This is a genomic window from Stenotrophomonas humi (genome assembly GCF_001431415.1).
Classification (GTDB): domain Bacteria; phylum Pseudomonadota; class Gammaproteobacteria; order Xanthomonadales; family Xanthomonadaceae; genus Stenotrophomonas; species Stenotrophomonas humi.
In genome coordinates, this window is sequence record NZ_LDJI01000009.1 from 83,664 (window position 1) to 98,032 (window position 14,369).

15 protein-coding genes and 3 tRNA genes are annotated in these 14,369 nt (G+C 63.0%); 9 read left to right on the forward strand and 9 right to left on the reverse strand.

Annotation, left to right across the window (positions count from 1 at the left end; all coding sequences use genetic code 11):
- Nucleotides 1-146: 146 nt before the first annotated feature.
- From ABB26_RS04645 to ABB26_RS04685, 9 genes are all read left to right on the forward strand, one after another.
- Nucleotides 147-707: a glycine cleavage system transcriptional repressor gene (locus ABB26_RS04645; protein WP_057632420.1), complete on the forward strand. Its 561-nt coding sequence runs from the start codon at nt 147-149 to the stop codon at nt 705-707.
- 78 nt (nt 708-785) lie between these two features.
- Nucleotides 786-1,265, forward strand: a complete 480-nt coding sequence (locus ABB26_RS04650; protein ID WP_057632421.1) for a peroxiredoxin — start codon at nt 786-788, stop codon at nt 1,263-1,265.
- A gap of 82 nt (nt 1,266-1,347) precedes the next feature.
- Nucleotides 1,348-2,748 (forward strand): PhoH family protein, encoded by a 1,401-nt coding sequence (locus ABB26_RS04655; protein ID WP_057632423.1) that lies wholly within the window; start codon nt 1,348-1,350, stop codon nt 2,746-2,748.
- A 5-nt stretch (nt 2,749-2,753) separates the two neighbouring features.
- Nucleotides 2,754-3,245 (forward strand): hypothetical protein, encoded by a 492-nt coding sequence (locus ABB26_RS04660; protein ID WP_057632654.1) that lies wholly within the window; start codon nt 2,754-2,756, stop codon nt 3,243-3,245.
- Nucleotides 3,246-3,258: 13 nt separating this feature from the next.
- Entirely contained in the window at nt 3,259-3,930 is a 672-nt protein-coding gene (locus ABB26_RS04665) for a YoaK family protein (protein WP_057632425.1), read from the forward strand.
- A gap of 34 nt (nt 3,931-3,964) precedes the next feature.
- Entirely contained in the window at nt 3,965-4,774 is an 810-nt protein-coding gene (gene thiD, locus ABB26_RS04670; protein ID WP_057632428.1) for a bifunctional hydroxymethylpyrimidine kinase/phosphomethylpyrimidine kinase, read from the forward strand.
- Entirely contained in the window at nt 4,771-5,613 is an 843-nt protein-coding gene (locus tag ABB26_RS04675) for an alpha/beta hydrolase family protein (protein WP_057632430.1), read from the forward strand. Before thiD ends, ABB26_RS04675 begins: the two co-directional genes overlap by 4 nt.
- A 63-nt stretch (nt 5,614-5,676) precedes the next feature.
- Nucleotides 5,677-5,753: transfer RNA gene (locus ABB26_RS04680), tRNA-Arg, on the forward strand.
- Nucleotides 5,754-5,803: 50 nt separating this feature from the next.
- A tRNA-Arg gene (locus ABB26_RS04685) sits at nt 5,804-5,880 on the forward strand.
- 455 nt (nt 5,881-6,335) lie between these two features.
- On the opposite strand, the gene ABB26_RS04690 is transcribed toward ABB26_RS04685, so the two are convergent.
- The 9 genes from ABB26_RS04690 to hfq form a co-directional block, all read right to left on the reverse strand.
- Nucleotides 6,336-6,428, reverse strand: a tRNA-Ser gene (locus ABB26_RS04690).
- Between the two features lie 72 nt (nt 6,429-6,500).
- Entirely contained in the window at nt 6,501-6,704 is a 204-nt protein-coding gene (gene csrA, locus ABB26_RS04695; RefSeq protein ID WP_057632432.1) for a carbon storage regulator CsrA, read from the reverse strand.
- A gap of 139 nt (nt 6,705-6,843) precedes the next feature.
- A complete protein-coding gene (gene alaS / locus ABB26_RS04700) occupies nt 6,844-9,495 on the reverse strand; it encodes an alanine--tRNA ligase (protein ID WP_057632433.1) in 2,652 nt (883 codons plus the stop codon).
- Nucleotides 9,496-9,593: 98 nt separating this feature from the next.
- Entirely contained in the window at nt 9,594-10,085 is a 492-nt protein-coding gene (gene recX, locus ABB26_RS04705) for a recombination regulator RecX (protein WP_057632434.1), read from the reverse strand.
- A gap of 113 nt (nt 10,086-10,198) precedes the next feature.
- Nucleotides 10,199-11,236 carry a recombinase RecA gene (gene recA / locus ABB26_RS04710; RefSeq protein ID WP_057632435.1) on the reverse strand — a complete coding sequence of 346 codons (1,038 nt, stop codon included), beginning with the start codon at nt 11,234-11,236 and terminating at the stop codon, nt 10,199-10,201.
- Between the two features lie 186 nt (nt 11,237-11,422).
- Nucleotides 11,423-12,067: a transcriptional repressor LexA gene (gene lexA, locus ABB26_RS04715; RefSeq protein ID WP_057632437.1), complete on the reverse strand. Its 645-nt coding sequence runs from the start codon at nt 12,065-12,067 to the stop codon at nt 11,423-11,425.
- A gap of 46 nt (nt 12,068-12,113) precedes the next feature.
- Nucleotides 12,114-12,605, reverse strand: a complete 492-nt coding sequence (locus ABB26_RS04720) for a CinA family protein (RefSeq protein ID WP_057632439.1) — start codon at nt 12,603-12,605, stop codon at nt 12,114-12,116.
- A 132-nt stretch (nt 12,606-12,737) separates the two neighbouring features.
- Nucleotides 12,738-14,048: a ribosome rescue GTPase HflX gene (hflX, locus tag ABB26_RS04725; protein ID WP_057632440.1), complete on the reverse strand. Its 1,311-nt coding sequence runs from the start codon at nt 14,046-14,048 to the stop codon at nt 12,738-12,740.
- A 14-nt stretch (nt 14,049-14,062) separates the two neighbouring features.
- On the reverse strand, nt 14,063-14,356 hold the full coding sequence (gene hfq / locus ABB26_RS04730) for an RNA chaperone Hfq (RefSeq protein WP_057632442.1): 294 nt from the start codon (nt 14,354-14,356) through the stop codon (nt 14,063-14,065).
- Between the last annotated feature and the right edge of the window lie 13 nt (nt 14,357-14,369).

Here is a 14,369-nt window from a genome sequence, read left to right on the forward strand (position 1 = left end):
CGTGGGGGTAAAGAAGCCCGCCAGCCGGCGGGTTCGTAACCGAAGGCATGTTACTTGCCGGTCGAAAGCACGGGCAAGTATGCTGGGCACCAGTGTTCGGCCCGTCCCCGGCGCCGTTCAGACTCTCAAGCATTTCCGGAACCATCTTGACCGACACCACGCCGCGGCAGCTGCCGACAGAAAACCATCTCCTGATCAACGCCTATACGACGCATCCGGAGTCCCCCCTGCTGTCCGTCACCCGTCGTATCGCTGACAGCGGCTGCAATCTGGTCGATGCCCGTCTTTCCACGGTGGGGCGCGATGTCTCGGTCACCACCCTGGCAACCGGCTCGTGGGACGCGGTGGCCAAGCTCGAAGCCATGCTCACCCGCCTGGAACGCGAAGAGAACCTGAAGCTGGTGTGGTACCGCACTGCCGCAAAGCAGGTGCAGTCCAACCTGCTGCCGTACATCGTGGAAGTGGTTGCCGCCGACAAGCCGGGCATCCTGTTCCAGCTGGCCGACTTCTTCGACCGCCAGGGCATCACCATCGAGAACCTGCAGAGCACGCGCTACCAGGCCATGCAGACCGGCGCGGAAATGTTCTCGGCGCAGATCACCATCGGCGTACCCTCCAACATGCACATCGCCGCGTTGCGCGACGACTTCCTCGAATTCTGCGACCACCTCAACCTGGACGCGATCATGGACCCGATGAAGTTCTGAACATTCGCGCGCCCATCACAGGCGCGCGGCGTTTCATGTAATTGCAATCGAACTACCCCAGGCTCCGGAAAGGATCTGATGAACATCGGCGACACCCTGGACCGCACTACTCTCGACCTCCCGCTGGCCCTGTCCGGCGGCGCCACCACCACCCTCGCCGAACAGGCCGGTCACTGGTTGGTGCTGTATTTCTACCCGAAGGACAGCACCCCCGGCTGCACCACTGAAGGGCTGGACTTCAACGCATTGCTGCCGAAGTTCAAGCGCGCAGGCGCACAGGTGTTCGGCGTGTCGCGTGACTCGGTCAAATCCCATGACAACTTCTGCGGCAAGCAGGGGTTCAAGTTCCCGCTGATCAGCGACACCGACGAGGCACTGTGCAGTGCCTTCGACGTGATCAAAATGAAGAACATGTACGGCAAACAGGTGCGCGGCATCGAGCGCAGCACCTTCCTGATCTCGCCCGATGGCACGCTCGTGCAGGAATGGCGCAAAGTAAAAGTTGCCGGCCATGCCGAGGCCGTGCTTGACGCCTTGAAGGCCGCGCAAACCAAGTGACCCAACTCCCGTCCCCACCCTCGTCATCGCCCTGCCCCGCAGGTGCGATGGCGTGACCCTGTCCCGCCACCAGGAATCGACGATGACCCGAGGCAAGCGCATCTACGTACTGGATACCAACGTGCTGATGCACGATCCGACCGCGCTGTTCAAATTCGAGGAACACGATGTCTACCTGCCAATGCAGGTGATCGAGGAGCTGGACAACAGCAAGAAAGGCACCACCGAAGCAAGCCGCAACGCGCGCCAAGTGAGTCGCTTTCTGGATGAGTTAATCGAAGCGGCGGGCATCAGCAGCGTGCAGAAGGGCGTGCCGCTGGAGCGTCCGCGCGGCCTGCAGCTGCGCGGCGCGCAAAGCGCCGGCCGCCTGTACTTCCAGACCAGTCACTTCGATGCCGGCAAGAGCTTTGGCAAGGTCATCCCTGACAACGCCATCCTCGGCGCCATCCTGGTCCTGAAGGAGCAGTCACCGGACGTGCCGGTGGTTTTCATCTCCAAGGACATCAACCTTCGTATCAAGGCAGCCATTGCCGGCATTGATTCGGAGGATTACGAGAACGACCGCGCGCTCGACGATTTCAGCCTGCTCTATACCGGCGCCACGCAGCTGCCGGAGGACTTCTGGAAGAAGCACACCGACAACCTGCGCAGCTGGAGCGACAAGGGCCGCACCAGCTACGAGATCCTCGCCGCCGACGACGAAGACTGGCATCCCAATCAATACGCCTACCTGCCGGGCGAAGACGAAGTCGAGCTGAAGGTCACCAAGGTCGAGGGCGATGGCCGCGTCACCCTGTCCCTGGTGAATGATTTCCGCCACAGTTCGCATGCGGTGTGGGGCATCGCCGCGCGCAACCGCGAGCAGAACTTCGCGCTCAACGCGCTGATGGATCCGGAGATCGACTTCGTCACCCTGCTCGGCACCGCCGGCACCGGCAAGACACTGCTCGCACTTGCCGCCGGCCTGGCGCAGACCATGGACAGCCAGCGTTACCGCGAAATCATCATGACCCGCGCCACCGTCAGCGTCGGAGAGGACATCGGCTTCCTGCCCGGCACCGAAGAAGAAAAGATGACGCCGTGGATGGGCGCACTCACCGACAACCTCGAAGTGCTCACCCATAACCAGGATGGCGGCACCTGGGGCCGCGCAGCCACCAACGATCTACTGGCCAGCCGCATCAAGATCCGCTCGCTCAACTTCATGCGCGGGCGTACTTTCCTGTCGCGCTATCTGATTCTGGACGAAGCCCAGAACCTCACCCCGAAGCAGATGAAGACGCTGATCACCCGCGCCGGCCCCGGCACCAAGATCGTGTGTCTGGGCAACGTCGAGCAGATCGACACGCCGTATCTGACCGAAACCACATCCGGCCTCACCTACGCGGTGGACCGTTTCAAGAATTGGCCGCACAGTGCGCACATCACGTTGCGTCGGGGCGAGCGTTCGCGCCTGGCCGATTACGCCTCGGAGGTTTTGTGAAACACCTGCACGTCCTGCTGTTGGCCAGCGCGTCACTCGCGCTGGCTGCCTGCACCCCTTCCAATGTCAAACCCGGCGCCAGCGTGCCGACCGCGATCAAGGCCGGCCAGTCCTGGGTGGTCACCCGGCCGGTAGTCGCTGCGCAGGTGCTCGACACCTGCTCACGCGACAGTCCCGCTCGCCATGCCGGCAGCGTGACCGGCTACTGGGCACCCGCCCGCAGCGATATCGAAGCACTGGAAAGCCAGCTGTCCCAGCTGGCTTCCCAGGTTGCCGAGCCCAACCTGAGCAGCCGCCAGTACGTCGGCTTTGAATCCGGGGGCAGGCGCCTGATCTACATCAACGCCTTCCCGCTGCCGGATCACAGCGACATCAACCCGGCCCGCGAGGCAATCCGGGTCTGCGATGGCGGCAAGCAGTTCTGGGGGGCGGTGTACGACCCGCAGGCCCGCACGTTCTCCGACGTGCAGTTCAACGGCCCGCCAGCGACGCCATAACCGACGCTTCGGCATGGGAATGCGACTGCCCACCTGGGTCTGGATCGGAGCGATCACGTTGTCCTGCGTCGCAGGCATGGTCAACGTGGTCGGCTTTCTGGGCTTCGAGCACCAAGCAGTCAGCCACCTTACCGGCACCACCAGCCAGCTCGGCATGGCACTGGCCCAGGGGGACTGGCGCTCCATCGGGCATTTGTGGGGGCTGTTGATCGCCTTCTCGCTCGGCGCGATGCTCAGCGGGCTGATCATCCAGGACAGCGCGCTGCAGCTCGGGCGCCGCTATGGCATTGCACTGGCACTCGAATCGGCACTGCTGTTTGTCGCCATTCCGCTGTTCAAGCATCAACAGATATGGGGCGCCATGTCGGCGGCGATGGCCTGCGGATTGCAGAACGCGATGGCCACCACGTTCAGCGGCGCGGTCGTGCGCACTACCCACCTCAGCGGCATGTTCACCGACCTCGGTATCGGCCTGGGGCATCTTCTGCGCGGCTTGCCCTTGCCGCTACGCCGTTTGACGCTGAGTGGCCTGATCATCAGTGGCTTTCTCGCCGGTGGCGTGCTGGGCGCATGGCTGTTCATACGCTGGCAATACGATGCACTGCTTGTACCCGCACTGCTTACCGGCCTGACCGGGCTCGGCTACGTGATCTACCGTCAATGGCTGCTCCTGCGCCGACGGTGAGCAAAGCCACCGGCAAACATTGCACAATCCCTGCATGACCCCTTCTACCCCCGTTTCCGCCCTTACCATCGCAGGCTCCGACTCCGGTGGTGGTGCAGGCATCCAGGCCGATCTCAAGGCATTTGCTGCGCACCGCGTGCACGGCCTGTCCGCCATCGCCGCCCTCACCGCGCAGAACACGCGTGGCGTCAGCGCGGTCCATGTACCGCCGATGTCGTTCCTGCGGGCACAGATCGATGCCTGTTTCGACGACTTCGACATCCACGCGGTGAAGCTGGGCATGCTCGCCAACGCCGAGGTGATCCACCTCGTCGCCGACATGCTTGAGCAACGGCGTCCGCCGCATGTCGTGCTCGACCCGGTAATGGTCGCCACCAGTGGCGCCAAACTGCTGGAAGACAGCGCCTTGCGCGCCATGCGCGAGCGCCTGCTGCCACTGGCCACGCTGCTCACCCCCAATACACCGGAAGCCGAACTCCTGCTCGGCCGCAGCATCACCAACGCCAATGAGGCCGAAGACGCTGCTGCGGCACTGATCGACATGGGCGCAGGCGCCGTACTGCTGAAAGGCGGCCATCTGCATGAAGGCAATCGCGTCATTGATCGCTACTTCGACGGCGTGACCCGCGAAGAATTCAGCCACGCACGTCTGCCTGTCGATGCGCACGGCACCGGCTGCACACTCGCCTCCGCCATCGCCGCGCAACTGTGCCGCGGGCTGTCATTACCCAATGCCTGCGAAGCGGCCATCGACTACATCGCACGCGGCCTGCAGGGCGGCTACCAGCCCGGCCGCAGCGACGTCATGGTGCTCGACCACTTCGGTGCTGCGCCGCCTGCATGAAACACCTGACCCGCCTGCAGGTCGTCAGCGCCGATGACCATCGCTTCGAACTGCTTGCCTGCATCCCGGAGCAGCCGGTCGCCAGCCTGCTCTGGCTGCCGGCACTGGGCGTGTCAGCACGCAACTATCAAACGTTCGCCGAAGCACTGGCAGCCAACGGCATCGCCGTATTCCTGCACGAATGGCGCGGCAATGGCAGCAGCAGCCTGCGTCCGGATCGTCATCACGACTGGGGCTATCGCGAACTGCTGCAATACGACCTGCCCGCCGCCGAAGCCGTGGTGCAACACACCCTGCCCGGCGTGCCGCTGCGCCTGGGCGGCCACAGCCTGGGCGGCCAGTTGAGCTGCTGTTATGCCGGCCAACGCAACTCGGAGCTACAGGCCCTGTGGTTGGTGGCGAGCGGCACGCCGTGGTGGCGCAGCTTCCCGGCACCACGCCGCTATCTCCTGCCGCTGGCCTATCGCTTCCTGCCATGGCTGGCCCGCAAGCGCGGCGCCCTGCCGGGCCGCCGCGTCGGCTTCGGGGGTACCGAGGCGCGCGGCCTGATCCGCGACTGGGCGCGAGTGGGCCTGAGCAATCACTATGCTGCCAACGACGTGTCCGCCGATCTGGAAGCCGGCATGCGCACGCTCAATGCTCCGGTGACGGCACTGGTGTTCGACGACGACTGGCTGGCCCCGCCCAGCTCGATGCGATCCCTGCTGCAGAAGATGCCCAACGCCACGCATACGCTGCGCGTGATGACATCCGGCGAGCTGGGCACAACCGCCGACCACTTCCAGTGGATGAAATCACCGCAAGCCACAGTCGCCACATTGATTCGTCACGAAGATTAAGAAAATTTCACAAAAAACGTTGACGCAAACGCAGCATATCCGCATAATCTCGCTCCTGACGACGCGCCCGTAGCTCAGTTGGATAGAGTACCTGGCTACGAACCAGGCGGTCGGGAGTTCGAATCTCTCCGGGCGCACCACGTCAGAAAGCAGAATCTGATTCTGCAAGCTTCAAACAAAATGAAAATGCGCGCCCGTAGCTCAGTTGGATAGAGTACCTGGCTACGAACCAGGCGGTCGGGAGTTCGAATCTCTCCGGGCGCACCATTTCAAAGAAACAGCAGGCATTGCCTGCTGTTTTTTTATGCGTGTTTTTTGCAAGACCGCATCCTGCACTTCCGTTCGTCGCACTCCCTGCCGCGCCCTTGAAGCCCAAAGCCGCAAAGGACCGGATCCCGCATGCATCAACCCATCACATGCGGCCGCATACAGAGGCACTGCGCCTCCGCGCCTCAGCCACCCACGGGAACCCATCAAAGCCACCCCGTCGCGCACCACGAGCCACTCGCAGCAGCACAGCACGGCACAGCTGCAGATGACATCTCGGGCATTCCATCGCAGGCAAAAAGAGCAATCGCTGCACGCAGCTCAGTGCGCGCGCAATGCCACCGACCCGCACAACAACACACTCCACCCCACAGCACCTGCAGCGCATAGGAAACACTCTCGGGCGCTCCAAATTTCAGCCAACAAAAAAGCCCCGCAAGGGGGCTTTTTTGAACTGGCGGAGTGAGAGGGATTCGAACCCTCGATAGAGCTTTTAACCCTATACTCCCTTAGCAGGGGAGCCCCTTCAGCCACTCGGGCATCACTCCGTTTCTCTTGCCCGCTGCGTATTCCGTAGCGGGGCGCGAAGAATAACGTTTAACGGGGTGAAAGGTAAACCCTTATTCGGAAGTTTCTTCACTTCCGGGTGCAACCGGCTCATCACCGCGCTGGATACGCTGGAAAATTTCCTCGCGATGCACCGCCACATCCTTCGGAGCGGTGATACCAATACGCACCTGGTTGCCCTTGACGCCGAGCACGGTCACGCTGACCGAGTCTCCGATCATCAAGGTTTCGCCTACTCGGCGAGTCAGGATCAACATTTTGCAAATCTCCATGGAACCGGTTGGATTCCCCACCGGCATTGGCGCGCGTCCTAAGACTGCGCCCCACGACAAGGGAAAAGACTCCCAATGTTACCGGTAGGGTACGAGCACCTTCAAGGCACCAGACTGTTCACATTCAGGTCAAATGTGGCTGAACCCAAGCGACCACACCATCAAGTGCAGCCAACAACTTCGGGCCATCCTCACCACCACCCTGCGCCATATCCGGGCGACCGCCGCCCTTACCTCCAATTTGACCGGCCACATGAGCAAGCAGTTCCCCGGCCTTGACCTTGCCCATTGCCGAACCGTTCACACCCGCCACCAATGCCGCCTTGCCGTCCTGCACGCCCGCCAGCAGGATCACCGCGTCACCTAGCTGCTGACGCAGGCGATCCACCGCCTCACGCAGCGCCTTGGCATCGAAGCCTTCCAGGCGCACCGCAAGCACCTTCACGCCAGCCACATCGACTGCCGATCCACCCAGGTCAGCAGTAGCACCGGAGGCCACCTTGGCCTTGAGTGCCTCCAGCTCGCGCTCCAGCCTCTTCTGCCGCTCGCCCAGCTGGCGGATCTTGTCCACCACGTCGCCGGCGCTGCCGCCCAGCAACTGCGCAGCCTCATGCAGGCGCTGCTCTTCATCGGCAACATAGTCCAGCGCGCCCTGCCCGGTCACCGCCTCGATACGACGGACGCCGGAGGAGACACCGCCTTCGGAGGTGATCTTGAACAACCCGATATCACCGGTGCGTGAAACATGGGTGCCGCCGCACAGCTCGGTCGAATACTCACCCATCTTCAGCACACGGACGTTCTCGCCGTACTTCTCGCCAAACAACGCCATGGCGCCGAAGTCCAGCGCTTCCTGCATGCCCATGTTGTGCACTTCGGCAGCATTGTTGGCACGCACCTGCTCGTTGACCTTGCGCTCGATGACGGCCAGCTCTTCGGCGGTGATCGGCTGGAAGTGCGAGAAGTCGAAACGCAGGCGATCCGGCGCCACCAGCGAGCCCTTCTGCTGCACATGGGTACCCAGCACTTCGCGCAGGGCGGCGTGCAACAGATGGGTCGCCGAGTGATTGAGGATCGTGGCACTGCGGCGCGCTGCATCGACACTGCCGGACAGCACATCGCCGATCTTGAGACTGCCCTGACCTACACGGCCGACATGGCCATGGAACTGACCGGCGAACTTCTGGGTATCGGTCACTTCGACATTCACACCCGCGCCCGACAGCAGGCCGGTATCACCCACCTGGCCACCGGACTCGGCGTAGAACGGCGTCTGATCGGTCAACACGATGACGTCATCACCCGCCTGGACGTTCTCCACCGAACGGCCGTCCTTGAGCAGGGCGACCACGGTCAGGCCATCGGCCTGAAGACGATCGTAGCCTTGGAAAATTGTCGGCTTCAGGGTCGCCACCAACTCGGCGGATAGGCTGACGCCACCACCGAACTTGCCGGCTTCGCGGCCCTTCCGGCGCTGGTCTTCCATGGCAGCGTCAAAGCCGTCAGTGTCGACGGTCAGGTCACGCTCGCGCGCGATGTCCTGGGTCAGATCGAGCGGGAAACCATAGGTGTCGTACAGACGGAACGCATCCACGCCCGGAATGACGCCATCGCTGACCTTGGCTGCAACGTCGTCGAAGATTTTCATGCCGGCGTCCAGCGTTTCGGCGAAACGCTCTTCTTCGGCCTGCAAGGCACGCACCACGGTATCGGCCTGTGCCGACAGCTCCGGATAGGCTTCGCCCATCTGCTCGACCAGGGTCGGCACCAGCTTGTTGAAGAACGGCTGGCGCACACCCAGCATCCAGCCATGGCGCAGCGCGCGGCGGATGATCCGGCGCAGCACGTAGCCGCGCCCCTCGTTCGAGGGCAGCACGCCATCGACGATCAGGAACGAGCAGGCACGGATGTGATCGGCGATCACGCGCAGCGACTTGTTCTCCAGGTCTGCGGTGCCGGTCAGCTCGGAAGCCTTGCGGATCAACGCCTGGAACAGGTCGATTTCATAATTGGTGTGCACGTGCTGCAGGATCGCCGCCAGGCGCTCCAGGCCCATGCCGGTGTCCACGCATGGCGCCGGCAGCGGCACCAAGGTGCCATCAGGCTGCCGATCGAACTGCATGAACACCAGGTTCCAGATTTCGATGAAACGGTCGCCATCCTCATCCGGCGAACCCGGCGGGCCACCGGCAATATGGTCACCGTGGTCGAAGAAGATCTCGGTGCACGGGCCGCAAGGTCCGGTATCGGCCATCTGCCAGAAATTGTCCGAGGCGTACGGCGCACCCTTGTTGTCGCCGATGCGCACGATCCGGCTCTCCGGGATGCCGACCATGTCGCGCCACAGCGCGTAGGCCTCGTCGTCGGTCTGGTAGACCGTGACCAGCAGGCGCTCGGCGGGCAGCTTCCAGACCTGGGTCAGCAGCTCCCAGGCCCAGGCGATCGCATCCTTCTTGAAGTAATCGCCGAAGGACCAGTTGCCCAGCATTTCGAAGAAGGTGTGGTGACGGGCGGTGTAGCCAACCTGATCAAGATCGTTGTGCTTGCCGCCGGCACGCAGGCAGCGCTGGACGTCGGCAGCGCGCACATAGCTGCGCTTCTCCGCACCCAGGAACACGTCCTTGAACTGCACCATGCCGGAATTGGTGAACAACAGGGTCGGGTCGTTGCCCGGCACCAACGGCGCCGACGGCACGATAGTGTGGCCCTTGCTCTTGAAGAATTCGAGGAAATCGCTGCGGATCTGGGAGGTAGTGAATTTGGCAGGTGTATTCATGGGGACTGGCTATAAGCTGGCAAACGGGTCCCGACCGCCCTGAGGGCGCGGGAATTCGGGACAACCGAAACCCTGAAAGGGTATCAGGCCCAGCCCGGTCAGTCCTCAGGATCGTATCGGGTGGCGCTACGGATACAGCTGCCATCAAACCCACGCCGTGCCAGCAGATCCGCCGCCCTGCGCCGCTGTGGCAGCTCCTGCGGGCCATTTTCACCAAAACGCCGGCACACCAGGTCGCGCGCGTTCTCAACCCAGTCGCCCTCGAAGGTTGCCATGGCAGCCTCGATCTGCGCGCTGTCCAGCCCATGAGTGCCGAGCTCGGCCCTGATATGCAACGGGCCATAGCCCCCGTTGGCGCGGTTGCGCACCAGCATCTCGGCAAACCGGGCATCGTTCTGCCAGCCTTCGTCGGCAAGGCGTGCCACCGCCGCATCCACTGCTTCGGCTTCGATGCCGCGCGCCTTCAGTTTGCGCCCCAGCTCCTTGCGCGAGTGCTCCCGCCGGACCAACAGGCCCAATGCACGCTGGAGCGGTGTCTGCTCGACGCGGCGCTTGCGCCTGCCCGGCGATGGCTCTTCAAAATCGTTCATTGCGCTATCGCCCAATCAGGATTGCGCCATCCGTGGCGCCTGTCCTCCTGGATTCAATGCCGCGGGGGCGGGACAACGTCACTGACGATGCGCCGCCCGCCCCCACGGGAAACTCACTCCTCGTCCTGCTCGCTGTCGCCTTCCTCACGTGCAGCTTCCGCAGGCTGGAACCGCTCGCGCAGTTCTGCTTCGAGCTTGGCCGCCACCTGCGGGTTATCACGCAGATAGCCGCGCGAATTGTCCTTGCCCTGGCCGATACGCTCGTCACCGTAGCTGTACCAGGCGCCGGCCTTCTCGACGAGCTTGGCATCCACGCCCATGTCGATCAGCTCGCCCTCACGGGAAATGCCTTCGCCATAGAGGATCTCGGTGATGACCTGCTTGAAGGGCGGGGCCAGCTTGTTCTTGACCACCTTGATCTTGGTCTGGTTACCGATGATCTCGTCGCCCTTCTTGATCGCACCGATACGGCGGATATCCAGACGTACCGAGGCATAGAACTTCAGCGCATTGCCACCCGTGGTCACTTCCGGGCTCTGGCCCGGCATCATCACGCCGATCTTGTGGCGCAGCTGATTGATGAACACCACCAGCGTATTGGAGCGCTTGATGTTGCCGGTCAGCTTACGCAACGCCTGGCTCATCAGACGGGCCTGCAGACCCGGCAGCTGATCACCCATCTCGCCTTCGATCTCGGCCTTGGGAGTCAGCGCGGCGACCGAATCGACCACCACGATATCCACCGAGCCCGAACGCACCAGCATGTCGGCGATTTCCAGTGCCTGCTCGCCGGTATCCGGCTGCGACAGCAGCAGGTCGTCAACGTTCACGCCCAGCTTGGCGGCGTAGATCGGATCCAGTGCATGCTCGGCATCGATGAAGGCCGCGGTGCCGCCGAGCTTCTGGCATTCGGCAATGGCCTGCAGCGTCAGCGTGGTCTTGCCCGAGGATTCCGGGCCGTAGATCTCGACCACACGCCCCTTCGGCAGACCACCGATACCCAGTGCGATGTCCAGCATCAACGAACCGGTCGGAATGACCTCGACAGGCTCAACAACACGGTCGCCCATGCGCATCACCGAACCCTTGCCGAACTGCTTTTCGATCTGGCCCAGTGCGGCAGCAAGCGCGCGCTTCTTGTTCTCGTCCATCGGGTTCGTCCTCGGGTTTGCTTTCGTTGATTTCGTCATGGGGTCCACTGTAGGGGTGTCGTATCGCAAAGGCTGAGACTGTGGCGAGACGACAAAATTATGGGGTCTGCAAGGATACCGGCAGCAGCACACCCACCTGCCCGACATAGGAAAAACAAGGTGTTGCGACTACGGAATGGGCGAACTTCACCGGTTTGGCCTGAGCAGGCCGCAGTAAAGTCCTTCTATCGAGAAATCCTGGTCGGGCAGCACTTCGATGGGCGCGTAGTCCGGATTTCTCGGCAACAGGCGAATGCGATCCTTGGCGATCTTGAGCAGTTTGACGGTGATCTCGTCATCGATGCGTGCCACCACGATCTGCCCCGAACGCGCATCACGCGTGCGGTGCACGCCGATCAGGTCGCCATTGAAGATGCCCTCGTCGATCATCGAATCGCCCTGCACTTTCAGCAGGTAGTCCGGTGCGGGCGAGAAAAACACCTTGTCCAGCACCACGTAATCGTCCGAGCCGATATCGGCACCGATCGGCAGACCAGCGGCGACCCGGCCAAGGATCGGCAGCCGCAGCACCTGGTCGTTGGCAGCCATCATCGCCACTGCAGCGACATCGGCCTCCACCGGCGGCCGTACCAGACGGATACCGCGCGCCCGTCCAGGCACACGCTCAATGGCGCCAGCGGCTTCCAGCGCATCCAGGTGGTATTGGGCCGAGCGCACGCCCTTGAAGCCGAAGGCCCGGGCGATCTCGGTCTGCGATGGCGGCACGCCCTCTGCATCGATGCGCTCGGCGATCAGATCGAGGATGGCCTGCTGGGTGTCGGTCAGGTTCATGGTTAGTAGTATTACTACTAACAAACGCAACGTCAACTCCTCTGACCTACAGCGTCTCCAGCCCGCGCAAGGCCGCCGCCACGGTCTGTCTGCGCACCGCATCGCGGTCGCCGTCGAAGTGGAACAACTCGGCGCGGGTGTAGCCGCCGCGACGTTTCCAACCTATCCACACGGTGCCGACCGGCTTGTCATCGCTACCGCCCCCCGGGCCGGCAATACCCGTGACCGCGACGGAGACGCTGGCGCCGGAATGCACCAATGCCCCCGAAACCATTTCAATCACGGTTTCGCGGCTGACCGCGCCCTGGCTTTCCAGCGTCTGCGGGCGAACACCGAGCAGGGCCTGCTTGGCCTCGTAGCTGTAAGCGACCATGCCGCTGTCGAACCAGTCGGACGAGCCGGCCACACCGGTCATCGCCTTGGCGATCCAGCCGCCCGTGCAACTCTCGGCGGTGACCACGCTGTCGCGGGCCGCGCGCAGGCGCTCACCGAGCCGGGCAGCCAACTGGTCAAGTTCAATGTCGGTGGGGGACGTCATGACGGTTTCCGTAGGGGTCGCCAGCGTTGTATCGCAATTTGTCTGCGCATGCTCGGCGCATCGCCCTGCGTCATGAAAAACAAAGGGCCGCATGGCGGCCCTTTGTGATGCTTCTTCGCTGGAAAGCGTGCCTTACCATTCCGGCTCAGGCTCAGGCAGCAGTGCGCGAATGATTGCTCCTTCAGCGCTGGCTGCGAGTTTTTCGGCCTCGGCAATGGGAAGGTCCACCTCGATCAACCAACCTTCCTCATCAACCTGCTCGCTGCGCACGACTTCAAGTTGATGCAGGCGCGAACGCAGGCGACCAGCACTCGGCGGCAGACGCACCGTGCCGGTGACGTGCTGCAGCCCCAGGCGCTTGCCCAGCACCGACTGCAGCAATTCCAGACCGCGACCATCACGGGCGGAAATCCACACCCGCTCGCGTCGCGATTCATCCGGAACGCCATCCTGCGCGTCGTGCCGCACGTCGGCACCTTCGATGCGGTCGATCTTGTTGAACACCAGCAACTGCGGCAAACCGCCTGCACCGACCGCTTCCAGCACTTCATCCACCTGGGCGATGCGTTCTTCGCGCAGCGGATCGGCCGCGTCGACCAGATGCAGCAGGAAGTCCGCTTCGCGCGCTTCGGAAAGTGTTGAACGGAACGCGGCAACCAGTTCATGCGGCAGGTTGCGCACGAAGCCGACCGTGTCGGCCAGCATTGCATTGCCGCCCGGCAACATGATGCGCCGTACCGTCGGATCCAGCGTGGCAAACAGCTGATCGGCGGCGTAGGCATCGGCGCCAGTCAGGGCGTTGAACAACGTGGATTTGCCGGCATTGGTATAGCCCACCAGGGCAACCCGTGGCATCTCGCTGCGCACGCGTGCGCGACGCATCTGGGTGCGCTGCACCTCCACTTTTTCCAACCGCTTCTGCAACTGCTCCACCCGTTTCTGCAGCAGGCGGCGGTCGGTTTCAAGCTGGGTTTCACCGGGCCCCCGCAGACCGATGGCGCCGCCGCGCTGACGCTCAAGGTGAGTCCAGCCGCGCACCAGGCGCGTGGCCATATGCCGCAGCTGGGCCAGCTCGACCTGCAGCTTGCCTTCGTGGCTATGCGCACGCTGGGCGAAGATATCCAGGATCAGACCGGTGCGGTCGATCACTCGGCGCTCCAGGAACCGTTCCAGGTTGCGCTCCTGCACCGGCGAAAGCTGGTGATTGACCAGCACCAGATCGGCACCGGTGGCGTCAGCGGCGGCCTTCACCTCATCCAGCTTGCCGCTGCCGATCAATGTGGACGGGTTGGGCCGATCCATGCGCGCGGTGAGCGTCGCGGCGATGCTGGCACCGGCGGAGCGGGCCAGATCGGTGAACTCTTCCAGCACATCCTCTTCCATCCGCCCTACGTGCGGCTGGATCAACAGCGCATGCTCGCCCTTTTTCGAGCGGTCAAACATGCGCCGCTACCTGCTTATTCGTTGTCGCTATCGTTGTCTTCATCGCCTGCCTGACTGCTATCGGAATCGGACGACTGCACGTAACCACCGCCCGGGCCGACCTTGACGTTGCGCGCGGGAACCACAGTGGAGATGGCGTGTTTGTAGACCATCTGGCTGACGGTGTTGCGCAGCAGCACCACGAACTGGTCGAACGACTCGATCGTGCCCTGCAGTTTGATGCCATTGACCAGGTACACCGACACCGGCACACGCTCGCGACGCAGCGCATTCAGAAACGGATCCTGCAAAGACTGCCCCTTGGACATCGTCTACTCCTCG

Bases quoted from the DNA above. Each gene is read 5' to 3' on its own strand.
- ABB26_RS04650 (WP_057632421.1), top strand. From the start codon at position 786: ATGAACATCGGCGACACCCTGGACCGCACTACTCTCGACCTCCCGCTG.
- ABB26_RS04655 (WP_057632423.1), top strand. From the start codon at position 1,348: ATGACCCGAGGCAAGCGCATCTACGTACTGGATACCAACGTGCTGATG.
- ABB26_RS04665 (WP_057632425.1), top strand. From the start codon at position 3,259: ATGGGAATGCGACTGCCCACCTGGGTCTGGATCGGAGCGATCACGTTG.
- thiD (WP_057632428.1), top strand. From the start codon at position 3,965: ATGACCCCTTCTACCCCCGTTTCCGCCCTTACCATCGCAGGCTCCGAC.
- ABB26_RS04675 (WP_057632430.1), top strand. From the start codon at position 4,771: ATGAAACACCTGACCCGCCTGCAGGTCGTCAGCGCCGATGACCATCGC.
- csrA (WP_057632432.1), bottom strand. From the start codon at position 6,704: ATGTTGATCCTGACTCGCCGAGTAGGCGAAACCTTGATGATCGGAGAC.
- alaS (WP_057632433.1), bottom strand. From the start codon at position 9,495: ATGAATACACCTGCCAAATTCACTACCTCCCAGATCCGCAGCGATTTC.
- recX (WP_057632434.1), bottom strand. From the start codon at position 10,085: ATGAACGATTTTGAAGAGCCATCGCCGGGCAGGCGCAAGCGCCGCGTC.
- recA (WP_057632435.1), bottom strand. From the start codon at position 11,236: ATGGACGAGAACAAGAAGCGCGCGCTTGCTGCCGCACTGGGCCAGATC.
- lexA (WP_057632437.1), bottom strand. From the start codon at position 12,067: ATGAACCTGACCGACACCCAGCAGGCCATCCTCGATCTGATCGCCGAG.
- ABB26_RS04720 (WP_057632439.1), bottom strand. From the start codon at position 12,605: ATGACGTCCCCCACCGACATTGAACTTGACCAGTTGGCTGCCCGGCTC.
- hflX (WP_057632440.1), bottom strand. From the start codon at position 14,048: ATGTTTGACCGCTCGAAAAAGGGCGAGCATGCGCTGTTGATCCAGCCG.
- hfq (WP_057632442.1), bottom strand. From the start codon at position 14,356: ATGTCCAAGGGGCAGTCTTTGCAGGATCCGTTTCTGAATGCGCTGCGT.